This window comes from Vibrio makurazakiensis (assembly GCF_050337375.1).
Lineage (GTDB): Bacteria > Pseudomonadota > Gammaproteobacteria > Enterobacterales > Vibrionaceae > Vibrio > Vibrio makurazakiensis.
Genome location: NZ_JAKJSW010000136.1, coordinates 1 through 12,096, shown reverse-complemented (window position 1 = coordinate 12,096; position 12,096 = coordinate 1). Strand labels below are relative to the sequence as shown.

Here is a 12,096-nt window from a genome sequence, read left to right as displayed (position 1 = left end):
GCTCAGCACATGACTAAGTTCCGTACATAAATAAGTTCCGCACATAAATAAAACGAGGCGTGACGGCACTCGCTCTACTAAATCATGATGATCAAGGAAGAATTATGAAACGCTATTTATTACTACTTACAACTCTGATTTTCTCATTCTCAGCATTCAGTATGACGATTACTGCTGCGCAAGATCCATGGCCACCGTTTGTGAATAAAGGAAAAGGAGATGTAGGTATTTCGGTCGAAATTGTTACTGAGGCATTGGCGTCTCAAGGGCATCAAGTTCAGTTCAAAATTATGCCGTGGACACGAGCGCTTAATGAGGTAAAAAGTGGCAAAGTCGATATCTTAGTCGCAACTTGGTTTACCGATGAAAGAACCTCTTTCTTGAACTACAGCGACCCTTATTTAGAGAACTCTCTTAAGTTCATTAAACGTGCCGGAGACAATTTCGAGTACAGTGATTTCAACAGCTTAAACGGTAAATCTGTCGGTATTATCCGAAACTATGGCTATGGTTCTGACTTCTTAGGTGCGTCAAACTTTAAGAAGCCGGAAGCAAATGATTTGATTTCAAATGTGAAGAAGTTAAAAGCGAAACGAATCGACCTAACGCTGGAGGATGAATTAGTAGCGAAGGCGACGATTTCTGGTGCAGGAATGAACCTATCCGATTTCGCGTTTACGAATAACGCCCTGTCCGTTAATCCAATCCACGTTACATCAGGCTTATCGAATCCAAAAAATGCAGAAATCATCGAAGCCTTCAATAAAGGGTTAGCAGAAATAAAATCCAACGGAAAATTAGARAGCATTCTAGCCAAGTACGGTATCAAATAACTCGGGTTACCAAAGAACGGTGATCGCAACATCACCATGGCATACCACAGCAGAAAGTAATAAGCCTCTCGACTAGACGATATCTTTGCTAGTCAGAGAGGCTTTCGTTACTTATGTATTAATCGGTTCTTAAAGAGAACGGAATCGCGCGGTAAAGTGACGAAGCACCTCTGGCTCATACTCAAACTCTAACCCGACAAGTTCATGGGCACGGTTTTTAAGCTCGATAATCGCATCCGCGATATAGTCCATGTGATCGTTGGTATAAACCCGGCGCGGGATAGTTAAGCGCATGAGTTCTAATTCCGAATCCTTTTGCTTCCCTGTTGCAGGATCACGACCCAGTAGCAACGAACCTATCTCTACAGCGCGAATACCCGCCTCTAAATACAATGCGTTACACAAGACTTGTGCTGGAAATTGCTCAGTAGGAATGTGTGGCAATATTTTAGCTGCATCAACAAAGACGGCGTGACCGCCTGTTGGGTATTGGATAGGGATCCCAGCTTCACGTAACCTTTCACCTAGGTACTCCACTTGGCTAATACGATAATGCAGGAAGTCTTCGTCAGCCCCTTCATAAAGCCCACGAGCCAATGCCTCCATATCACGACCCGCCATTCCACCATAAGTCACAAAGCCCTCCATAGGAACGCAGCGTGTGCGTACAGCTTGGAACAACTCTTGATGATCACGGATACAACATAAACCACCAATATTAACCATAGGGTCCTTTTTAGCAGACATGGTTAGCATGTCTCCATACTGGTACATTTCACGGATGATCTCTAAAATAGAACTGTTTTTGTATTCCGCCTCACGCTGCTTAATAAAGTAAGCATTTTCACAGTATCGAGCGGAATCAATCACAACTGGAATGTCGTGCTTCACGGCAATTTGATAAACAGCGCGCATGTTGGCCATTGATACTGGCTGCCCACCAGAACTATTGCAGGTTACAGTCGTAATGATCGCCGCAATGTTTTTTGAGCCATGTTCCTCAATCGTTGCTTCTAACTTGTCTAAATCAAAATTACCTTTCCAATCATATGGCGTTGTCGTGTCGAAGGCTTCAGGCGTCACTACGTTTAGTGCTTTACCGCCGTTGAGTTCAATATGACCAGCCGTTGTATCGAAGTGGTAATTAGAGATAAATACTGGTGTATCACCACCACGCACATTCCTCATTCTCTCAATAAGGCATGGGAACAAAATTTGTTCAGCACCACGCCCCTGGTGAGCAGGAACCGTTAAGTTATAACCAAAGAAGTGTTGTACAGCATCGCATAAGTTGTAGTAATTACGGCTACCAGCATAAGACTCATCTCCCATCATCATGCCCGCCCACTGGTTATCACTCATGGCACCAGTGCCGGAGTCGGTCAGCAAATCGATATAAACGTCGTCACTACGCAATAAAAATGGGTTTAACCCGGCTTCACTTAAAGCAACTTCACGGTCTGCAAACGTGGTCATTTTAATTGGTTCTACCATTTTAATGCGAAATGGTTCTGGGATACGTTTCATGTTTAATTTCCTTCAAATAGATCGAACCCGTCAGCTTAAAAAATGCAAAGTGCATCAGCTTATGGATTGATTCCCCATACATGGGACTAAATAGATTGTTTGCCCAAAACTTACCTAATGTAAGCCGAGCTAGATCAGTGCGAGAAATGCACTAGGAAATTAAACAGATGTGGCTTTGCTGAGTAGCGACAAGCAATAGTCAAGATTATACCAAGGCGACATCACTRGCGTAGTGTCGAGCTGATGTAACTGGCTCATAGCGTTATCCTCCTTTTCTGATGTTACTGTGATTTATAAAAGTGTAGCTTATTACATCACTATAAATGATTCTCATGGTGTATGACTGTGAAAGGTGGCGCATTTTTCACCGACAGAATAAGAATCGAACAACTAATACAAAAATAGGTAGCACGCTCGGCCATCAGCACTTCTTTCATTTCCTTATGTTAATTTTTGATTAATTCTCTCGCTTGGCATGTTGATTTGATTGCCACTATCAATAAAAACAGGCAGTCTTAAATACAACTATCGACACGCTTCCAGGATTAAAACTGTGAATACAATCAAGCCATTAACATTCATTATTGCTATGAGTGCCTCTGCCATTTCTTATGCGAATGTGACACTAAACGTACCTAGTGAAATTGAAATCCTTGCTGCTAATGAAGTAAAAGCGAAACCGGTTAGTGGGGGATTTTTTTCGGCCAATAAAACTTTAGAGCTCCCTGACGGCCAAAATCAGATCGTATTTCGTTACACCGCTAATTTTGATACAAGCACTGAAAGAACTTCAGTGGCTAGTCACCCGATTATCGCTAAATTTAACAGCACTGACTCTACGTTAGATTTCACCCTACCTAACTTCCGTGATAAACGTGACGCAGAAAAAAAGGTTCACTCGGTTGAATGGGTATTGACTGACGACAGCGGAGAGAAAATCGCACTCGCGCAAGAACCTTTAATCAAAGGGGGCATGCAGATAGGACGAGACTTTGAAAGAGAATCGGTCGATTACAACCGCGCCGGCGGTATTGCAGCACTTGAAGGTAAACAGGTACATGCAGTGACACTACCAGCAATAAAAATGAAAGATGCTCAGAATAATGCTGAAGAAATGCTGCACTTTTGGTACGAGAAAGCGGATGAGAAAACAAAAGCTCGATTCAAAGAGTTTGTAAACCAATAACCTCCAACCAAGCTTTAAAAACAATATGTTGTGTGATGACCGTAAATCTGGCCATCACACGTTCTGCACTCATCCCACAGCAAAATTGTAGACTCAAAAGGCCTAACTGTTGACTGAAGCTAAACTACCCGTTGATAAATGACATTCAGTAGATAGTTCAAAACAGTACTCGGCGTTTTTTTTCAAACAATCAAATACCTCCCTATCTAACTGATTCAATTCCACTTGAGCTTCAATAATCGCTAGAGTCTGAGGCAATGACATCCCTTCTCGATATGGGCGAGACTGGGATAACGCTTGAAACACATCTACGACTGCCACTATGCGGCTCGGCTGGTCTAAATACTCCGCAGTTTTACCAAACGGATAACCTGAACCATCTAATCTTTCGTGATGATTCGAGGCCCAGTCACAAATCTGATCTGACGAGAACAGCTCTTGCAACGCAAAACGAGTGTCGGTTGCATGCTTTTTAATACAGCAATATTCCTCATCGGTCAGCCCAGACGGCTTATGCAATACATCCATTGGCGTTTGGAGTTTACCTACATCATGCACCAGCCCTGCTAAATAGAGCTTTTTCTGCGTTGAACTAGAGTAACCAAGCTGCTTTGCTAAATACTCAGACAATTGACCAACTTTCAGCGAGTGCTGGAAAGTAAACGCACTTTTCGCATCCACCACTTTTGCAATAAATTCACCAAATGCAATGGTTTCATTCAAAGACATATGCTGAGAAAAGAATGGAATTGGCTCAAATTTACTACTCATATGTTCGATATAACTAATGTCCATTGAGAACCAAAAGTCATCATTCACAACCAGTTCACACATATGTTGAACAAGGTTGCTTTCAAACATGTCATCCGCACACGCAGTTAAGCAATGAGCTATGTATTCCTTACACTGATGAGTTAAATTACCAAAACGATCGGAAGCCGTATCACAGTACAAATAGTCAACTCTGTCTGCGAGCATCACAATCGCTGCTAACTCTTTCTCAAAGGCACTAATTGGTAAATCTTTTAGCTCATGCCAAGGTGTATGGTGATGTAAAACAGGCAACGCAAAAATCGACAACACCGAACATTCTTTAAGAATCGAATAACCTTTTAGGCAATGTTTTTTTGTACCTTTTGGAGCGAGAACTGAAAACAGTTCAACCAATTCATCGTTATCAGTCACCCCACAATCGTGAATTAAACCTAAATAGAATGCGAGCTGAGCTTGCTCTTCTTCCCAACCAACACTTAACGCACAACGATAGGCAATATACCCGACCCTCTGCCCATGGTTTTGAGACTCAATACCGATATTATTTAGAGCTTTCGCAATACCCAATAATGCGCGTCTCAAATCAACGGTCACGTCTCCGCAATAAGATTTCATTGAATAACCTAGTCATTTCTTATTTTTATAGATATAACCATCAATTCTAATTCAAAAGAGGTACTTATAGACACATAAAATATAAGGACTAATGCGTTTCGTGACCACGATAACGAACCACGATGAAAATGTGCTACAAAATAGACAGTAGGCATGGCGTATTGCAATTGGGTAGCAAGTTGTAATACAAATAATGCTCGCCCACTTCGGTCAAATCACATTTAAAAGGATAAGTTTGTGTTTAAAAATGTCATCAATAGCGAGTTGTCATTGGCACTTGTCGAGGAGAGCTTCGCCTCACACTATGCAGAACTAGTACAAGCACAAACTGACTATCTAGCCCAATGGTTAGCGTGGCCGCCTCACTGCCAAAGTGAACAAGATTTTAGGATTTTTGTGCAACGTTGTTTGAACGAATATGCTGAAGGAAAAAGCATGACTTGTGCGATATGGTACAAGGACAGGCTAGTCGGCACCTGCAGTTTCAATATCATTAACCATGACTTACAGAAAGTCACTATCGGTTATTGGTTATCCCAAAATGAACAAGGTAAAGGGATAATGACTCAAGTGGTTACCAAACTGATTGATATTGCTTTCAACGAACTCGACATGCAAAAAGTCGAAGCATTCGTTGCCGTAGAAAACAAACCTAGCCGAGCTTTATGTGAGCGATTAGGGTTTAAACATGAGGGGACGATTACCCGTGCCGAGAACTTGCACGGTCAGATTGTCGATCATTGTATTTATGGGCTACAACGTGAAACCGCAGCAAAATAAAAGCATCTGAATAGTCATTCCCCCCTTAGAGTTAGGGTACACGCCGATACTTTACAGGGGCGCGATTTTACTTATTACTATGCTTGGGAATGACCACTGTAAAGCGCGCACCACCATGCTTGCTGTCTGAGATATTAATCCCCCAATCTAGCTTTTTAGCGGCCGACTTAGCGATGGCTAAACCGAGCCCAAAACCACTCTGTTTCTGTACACTGCGGCTTTCATCTAGTCTTGAAAAAGGCATTAATACTTCTTCCCGTTTTTCACTCGGGATACCCACGCCATTATCCTCAATGATCAACAACCAACTCTCTGTGTTTTGATCCAACGAAATCCAAACGGTGTCCGTTGTATAACTGTTGGCATTTTTCATGATGTTATCAATGATCAAACGCGCCATTGTGCAATCAAATTTGCTTCTCGACCCAACTTCAATATAACTCGTAAAGATAAAGTTATTGAACTTGGCGTAACGGATCCTTTCTTGGCAATATTCAGCTAAATCGACATTAATCTTCACTAATTCAAAGAAGCTGTTATCCATAACATTCAGCTTAGACAGCATCATGATTTGCGACGTTAGATCATTGATATCGTCGATATACGTATCGATATCTCGAAACAATGCTTGCTGGCTCTTTGGAGCCTGACGTCGGAGTAAATCAGTCGCTAGTTGAATACGACTTAACGGTGTACGAACTTCGTGGGGGATAGCTTGAGAGAAAATATGACTTTGTTTGACCTTGCTTTCAATCTCTTCAGCCATCTCATTAAAGCTATTTGAAAGCTCTGAGATAGGCTTAGGTAGGTTGGTATTGGCGCGAGTGGTTAGCTTACCAAGCCCAAAGCGTTTCTGCGTGTTCACCAAGTTTTGAATATGGCACTGTAATCGATATACCGGCAAATAAATGCAACAGCCAATAGCTAAAAATACCGCCAACAGTAATGCGATTAAGAAATGTCGCTCTGAATCTTCATACCACTCGATTTCAGGGCTGAAAAAATCCCGACTCTCATTAAATACGAAGCTATGACTAGAATTAGGTAACGGGAATACGGCGGTATATAAGTCGTCCCCATTTAGATAAACGGGAATGCCGTTGAGCTTGTAGGCCAGTTCACAAGTCTCGCAAGGTGGTAGCCCGTCCCAGCGGTTGATCAATTCCAATTCAAAAATATAGAACTGTTGCCTGTGATTAAGATCGAGTGATTTGTATAGCGATTGGGGATCGTTATGTTGCTGGATGTATTGCTCAACGAAATAGTTTCCATCATTGAGGAATGTTTCAATTTCGGTTCTCCGCATATAGCCATCACCCAGTGTGATGAACAACCATATCGTCGAAACCAAACCGACAATACTGCCGATATATAATCGAACAAACATCGAAGGCCTAAAAAAACGGCTTTTGAAAAACCTAAGCAACAAGCATGTACCCCTTGTTTCGAATAGTACGAATAAACTGCTTGTCGCTAGCGTGTTCACGCAATTTCTTTCTTAACCCTGACACCCTCATATCAATAGATCGGTCGTTAAAAGAGTAATCAATACCTCTGAATAACTGGCAACACTCTTCTCTTGTAACCACGTAGCTCTTATTGCTAAACAACAAGTTCAGTATTTCGAACTCAGCAGAAGTTAAATTCAAACATTGCCCATTGAAAGTAGCTACCTGAGCAGCAGGGTCGATTTCTATGCCGCAACAAGAGTTAGTATTTGATAAGGGTTTTGATGCCGCTGCGGTAGGTTTTGAACGGCGTAATAAAGCTTCGATTCTGGCTAAAAGCACATGACCACGAATTGGCTTAGTTACATAGTCATCGGCGCCGAACTTAAATAAGCTAACTTCGCTCATTTCATCATCCGTCGCCGTTTGAACTAGGATCATACCGTTGTAGAAGTCACGAGCTTGCTTACAAATTTGGCTTCCGCATAAGCCTGGAAGCATTAAATCCAACAGCACAAGATCAGGGTTAAAAGTACGAATAGCATCTAGCGCTAAGCTACCGTCGTTGACGACCTGTGAATCATACCCTTCAGCCTCAAGGTACATCGTAGTTAAACGTGCAATTTCTGCATCATCTTCGACAATAAGGATTTTTGCTTTATTCATTGGTCGGTACGTTTTGTAAATTTTCGCGTAGTATATAGATGAAACTTATAGCTTCAACATCAAATATTCACAAGGTCTTATACCGTACGTAAAATATATTTTTAAGTTTTGTATAGTTTACCGTACATAAATAATCTTCTAACTAAATAAGTTAATCACTTGTAAAATTAACACCTTAATACACATTCCCTCAGCCTGTATTATTTACCAACTTACAAACCATTTATATTCTTACATAGGCTTACGTTCCCCATATTTACTTTCACAATTATTACAACATATGACAATTTGTTAAAAATAAGTCGTATTACCTATCGGAAAAATCAGTATTTACAGAGTAATAATCTACAAAATAATCACCAAGCCCAAAAAAAAACGATTGCTATCATGTGTCACAACAAAAATGACTAGGAAACGGATAGCTCATATTTTGTAATCACCAAATTGTCACTTACCATAACTTCAAAATCTTATATGTACTTTACACACCAATTATCAATATTGAGACAGTGTTGATAATTGTCGATTTGGAGAAGGGAAATGCTCAAAAAATTACAGCCACTCTTGGTTTCTTTCATTTTATTATCAGTTTCTAATTTAGTAAGTGCTGAAAATAATCAGCTTAATCATGAACAGAAAATAAAGAAGCTCGTTAGTGAACGAATTAACATTGAAGTCGTAAACAACAAAAGCATTATTCAAAGTTTCGTATTTGACTGCCAGTTTTATTCCGCTACACCCTATTTAATGTCTTCTGATGGTGGTGAATCGAGTTCTGAAAGTTTCTTGTATTACCAACAAGGTGACACTCTCGCTCTAATGACAAGTCCAACCACAACCGAACCGCTTCCAGAACTCTCATTTTGTTTGAAAGACAACTTTGTTGTTACGAATCAGGAACAAGCTCAACTCCTTTTTGAAGCGATTGAAAGTGTTTACCCTAGCTCATCAATGTTTGATGACCGATTTGAAAAGAAGTTGGTCAAAGCCAGCAACGGTTGGATATACATTAATGGCGAGTTTTTTGATGACAAAAAAGGCTACCGCGTGGAAACCACAGCCGAAGGCAAGGTAATTCAGATAATCCACTCTCTCAGCCTATAACTGAGCGAACCACCAATTCAGCCACCAGCTTGAGTCGAACATCATGAACACTTACGAGATATTCAATCACCTAAAGAATCCAGTTTGGATTTACGACATAGACAGTAAATCCATTTGCTGGGCAAACCTAAGCTCTCTCAACTTATGGGAAGCGGAGTCATTAGTTGAACTGCAAAATCGCGATTTGAGTAAAGAAATGACGAAAGCGATTGAAGCAACACTTGAAGACTATAAGCGTAGGTTCAACAACCGCGAGACTATTCGAACCTGGTGGCATTTCACGCCTAAACGGATTTCAAAAAAAGCACTTTGCCTATTTTCGGGGATCCCTTTGCCAAATGGACGGACGGGAATGTTAGTACAAGTGCTTTCCGAAGAGAGTAAACTTCGCTATGACCTAGCCTGTGCAGAGGGTGCCAACTTATCATTACTCTTTGATAGAAAAGGTTCAATCGTTAGCACGAATACAGCATTTCAACTAAATTTTGGCGAAGCTTTCAAAACCCTTGCTGACTTTCTCAGCTGCGATGAAACGGCAGCTCAATGGCTACTTTACGCTGAAAAAGGCCATGAAATTCTAGAAGAAGTAGCTTGTAACATATCAGGGGAAACGCATTACTTTGATGTGCAAGGAAATTGGCGTTTTGACAAAAATGAACTGTTACTCAAACTGACCAGTATCACAAAGCAAAAAGAGAAACTGCTCAAAGCAAAGTACAATTCGGAACATGACTGCTTAACGGGTTTGTATAACCGACGTGGCATCACTAACTTATTAGAAAAAAGCGTTGAGCATCGCTCCGCTTTTGAGCTGATGTTCATTGATTTAGATGGGTTCAAACTCATTAATGACACATACGGGCACTCTGTTGGCGATCAATTACTTCAACAGGTAGGAGAACGCTTAACCAGCTTAGTTGATACGAAATGTATGGTTGGTCGGTTTGGTGGCGACGAGTTTGTTGTGATTGCTCACACTTGCCGAAACCCCGACATCCCCCTATTGAGTACCAGCATTATCGAACTCATGAATAAGAGTTTTCATATTCAAGGGATAGGCGCGATCTCTGTGGGGTGCAGTATTGGAACCGCGCACTACCCAGACAGCTCAACAGATAAAGAAACCCTGTTGAAGCAAGCTGGAACGGCCATGCATCAGGCCAAATCAAACGGACGTAATTGTACCCAGGCCTTCACACCCGATCTCGCTCAAACCTTACTTAGAAAAGTCGAAATACGCCATAGGCTTGCTCATGTTATCGAGCATGGTGGACTCTCTCTGCACTACCAACCCATCATCGATCTTGAAAGTAAAAAAGTGCGTCGGTTAGAAGCGTTACTTCGCTGGAACGATGAAGTTCTAGGAGTCGTACGACCGGACGAAGTGGTCAAGCTCTCTGAAGAAACTGGGCAAATAGTGGCACTGGGCAGTTGGGTTTTAAACTCTGCATTACAACAACTCGCGCATTGGCATAAACACTACGACCCTACGTTAAAAATCAATGTGAATATTTCAGGGACTCAGCTAAACACCACCTTTCCAATGCAGCTATCTGCAATGCTGACGTACTACCAGATCCCACCGAACTGTGTCGCTCTGGAGATCACCGAATCAGCGATGATCTTTAAACATAGTAAAGTCAAAGAAACACTGTCTGCTATCTCTGCCATTGGGGTAGAACTGTATTTAGATGACTTTGGAACAGGTTACTCTTCTTTATCTATGCTGCATGATTTACCTATCAGTACCGTCAAACTCGACAAAAACTTTGTACAGAGAAACCATGCAGGTGGTGAAGCGATCATTAAAGCGACCATCGCGATATGCAATACTCTACGGCTTAAACTTGTTGCTGAAGGAGTCGAGAACGATGAGCAACGTGATTATCTGGCACAATGTGGTTATCGTTACTTACAAGGCTTCTTGTTCAGTAAGCCACTGGCTGCAGACCTTATTGAAAGCAGATACTTACAAGAGCATATATCGGCTCACTAGGTATCCTCCTCAACTGTATTTATTGTCGCCTAGCTGCTCTCAATATCATTAATTATAAGACTCGAGTCGCTCCTAATAGCCACTCGAGCACGCCCCACTTAACGAACTCCAGTTGCTAAAAAGTTCAGGGATACGAAAGAGAGCCCCTTACACAGCCTTACAAACGAGGTTTATGTAAGTAACCACAGTAAATATATGTTTTATATAAGATTTACGTACAAGACCCTCTTACATTTCCAGTATTCACCATATTGATAGTTTCAACATATATATTCCCTGAATGCTTTCCATTATTCTCTCGACAAATTGCCATTCACTCTTATTTTATCGAGTAGATACCACCATGAAAAAACTACTGTCTATCCTTCTTCCAACTCTCACGTTAACAGCCTGTGGCAGTGTTGCCATTATGGATAAATCTGCCGAAATCAGCGCCCAGCCAGAACTCATGATCAAAACTGATGGTGACTTTTGGGGTTTAGGTCAAGAAGGCAACTTTGACTTAGCTGGTCTATATAAAGGCAAATACAGTCGTAACTCATCAAGCTCAACCTGGTTTGATACCGTATCATTTAAAGATGGTGAGTTAGCTGCAGAAATCACACGTAACGACAATAATGAACAATGGCAACTCGTTTGTTCTGGTGGCGGTACTAGCGTGAATTATATGGGTGTTCAATTCGGTGGAAACGCTCCTTACCGTTGTAATATCAGCCAAGCAGGCAATGAAGTTGGAGAGTTTGTTTTAGAAGCAAAATCTGAAATGATTAAAATCAGCTTAGAAAAGAAAGAAACAGGGTTCATTCGCTTAGGTTCAACTCACTACAATGTTGAAACGGTTCATAGTAGTAAAGATCTACTAATGGCTGTTGAGAACCCATTAGGTTATAGCTTCACACAAGGAGCAGAACAGGTTGCAGCAACGCAAACCAATGGCATGCTAACACTGCAGATGCTACCTAACCTCACTGACGCTCAAAAAGACACGTTAGTTATCGGATCGATTGCAAGCGCACTTAGCTGGCGCCCTGAAGACTAATAGCACTCAAGTTCGACACGAATGACTGGATTTTTCACACTATTACTCAGACAATGCCCAGGCCTAACTATATGCTTATGGGCTATGGGCTATGGGCTATGGGCTATGGGCTATGGGCTATGGGCTAT

At 41.5% G+C, this 12,096-nt stretch carries 10 protein-coding genes; 6 read left to right on the top strand and 4 right to left on the bottom strand.

Going from position 1 to position 12,096, the window contains the following annotated elements; all coding sequences use genetic code 11:
* Positions 1–101: 101 nt before the first annotated feature.
* A complete protein-coding gene (locus tag L4C33_RS14770) occupies positions 102–833 on the top strand; it encodes a transporter substrate-binding domain-containing protein (RefSeq protein WP_428813184.1) in 732 nt (243 codons plus the stop codon).
* Positions 834–962: 129 nt separating this feature from the next.
* Here the strand turns inward: L4C33_RS14770 and L4C33_RS14765 are convergent, their stop codons facing one another.
* Positions 963–2,360, bottom strand: a complete 1,398-nt coding sequence (locus tag L4C33_RS14765) for a tryptophanase (RefSeq protein ID WP_428813182.1) — start codon at positions 2,358–2,360, stop codon at positions 963–965.
* Between the two features lie 553 nt (positions 2,361–2,913).
* Here L4C33_RS14765 and L4C33_RS14760 point away from each other — a divergent pair.
* Positions 2,914–3,546 carry a DUF2057 family protein gene (locus tag L4C33_RS14760; protein ID WP_428813181.1) on the top strand — a complete coding sequence of 211 codons (633 nt, stop codon included), beginning with the start codon at positions 2,914–2,916 and terminating at the stop codon, positions 3,544–3,546.
* 102 nt (positions 3,547–3,648) lie between these two features.
* On the opposite strand, the gene L4C33_RS14755 is transcribed toward L4C33_RS14760, so the two are convergent.
* Complete coding sequence (locus L4C33_RS14755; RefSeq protein WP_428813180.1) at positions 3,649–4,935, bottom strand: HD-GYP domain-containing protein; 1,287 nt, start codon at positions 4,933–4,935, stop codon at positions 3,649–3,651.
* Between the two features lie 237 nt (positions 4,936–5,172).
* Here L4C33_RS14755 and L4C33_RS14750 point away from each other — a divergent pair, with 237 nt between their 5' ends.
* A complete protein-coding gene (locus L4C33_RS14750) occupies positions 5,173–5,715 on the top strand; it encodes a GNAT family N-acetyltransferase (RefSeq protein WP_428813179.1) in 543 nt (180 codons plus the stop codon).
* 67 nt (positions 5,716–5,782) lie between these two features.
* Here the strand turns inward: L4C33_RS14750 and L4C33_RS14745 are convergent, their stop codons facing one another.
* Together L4C33_RS14745 and L4C33_RS14740 are read right to left on the bottom strand one after the other, a co-directional pair.
* Positions 5,783–7,141 carry an ATP-binding protein gene (locus L4C33_RS14745; RefSeq protein WP_428813183.1) on the bottom strand — a complete coding sequence of 453 codons (1,359 nt, stop codon included), beginning with the start codon at positions 7,139–7,141 and terminating at the stop codon, positions 5,783–5,785.
* On the bottom strand, positions 7,134–7,829 hold the full coding sequence (locus tag L4C33_RS14740; protein WP_428813178.1) for a response regulator transcription factor: 696 nt from the start codon (positions 7,827–7,829) through the stop codon (positions 7,134–7,136). Before L4C33_RS14740 ends, L4C33_RS14745 begins: the two co-directional genes overlap by 8 nt.
* A 540-nt stretch (positions 7,830–8,369) precedes the next feature.
* Between L4C33_RS14740 and L4C33_RS14735 the strand changes: the two genes are divergently transcribed.
* From L4C33_RS14735 to L4C33_RS14725, 3 genes are all read left to right on the top strand, one after another.
* Entirely contained in the window at positions 8,370–8,933 is a 564-nt protein-coding gene (locus tag L4C33_RS14735) for a hypothetical protein (protein WP_428813177.1), read from the top strand.
* Positions 8,934–8,976: 43 nt separating this feature from the next.
* Positions 8,977–10,929, top strand: coding sequence for a putative bifunctional diguanylate cyclase/phosphodiesterase (locus L4C33_RS14730; RefSeq protein WP_428813176.1), 1,953 nt, complete (start codon positions 8,977–8,979; stop codon positions 10,927–10,929).
* A gap of 343 nt (positions 10,930–11,272) precedes the next feature.
* Positions 11,273–11,968 carry a VV20781 family protein gene (locus L4C33_RS14725; RefSeq protein WP_428813175.1) on the top strand — a complete coding sequence of 232 codons (696 nt, stop codon included), beginning with the start codon at positions 11,273–11,275 and terminating at the stop codon, positions 11,966–11,968.
* Positions 11,969–12,096 lie beyond the last annotated feature (128 nt).

What these genes read in the sequence shown, in the direction of transcription:
- L4C33_RS14740 (WP_428813178.1), bottom strand. Translation starts at nt 7,829, where the DNA reads ATGAATAAAGCAAAAATCCTTATTGTCGAAGATGATGCAGAAATTGCA.
- L4C33_RS14765 (WP_428813182.1), bottom strand. Translation starts at nt 2,360, where the DNA reads ATGAAACGTATCCCAGAACCATTTCGCATTAAAATGGTAGAACCAATT.
- L4C33_RS14730 (WP_428813176.1), top strand. Translation starts at nt 8,977, where the DNA reads ATGAACACTTACGAGATATTCAATCACCTAAAGAATCCAGTTTGGATT.
- L4C33_RS14725 (WP_428813175.1), top strand. Translation starts at nt 11,273, where the DNA reads ATGAAAAAACTACTGTCTATCCTTCTTCCAACTCTCACGTTAACAGCC.
- L4C33_RS14735 (WP_428813177.1), top strand. Translation starts at nt 8,370, where the DNA reads ATGCTCAAAAAATTACAGCCACTCTTGGTTTCTTTCATTTTATTATCA.
- L4C33_RS14755 (WP_428813180.1), bottom strand. Translation starts at nt 4,935, where the DNA reads ATGAAATCTTATTGCGGAGACGTGACCGTTGATTTGAGACGCGCATTA.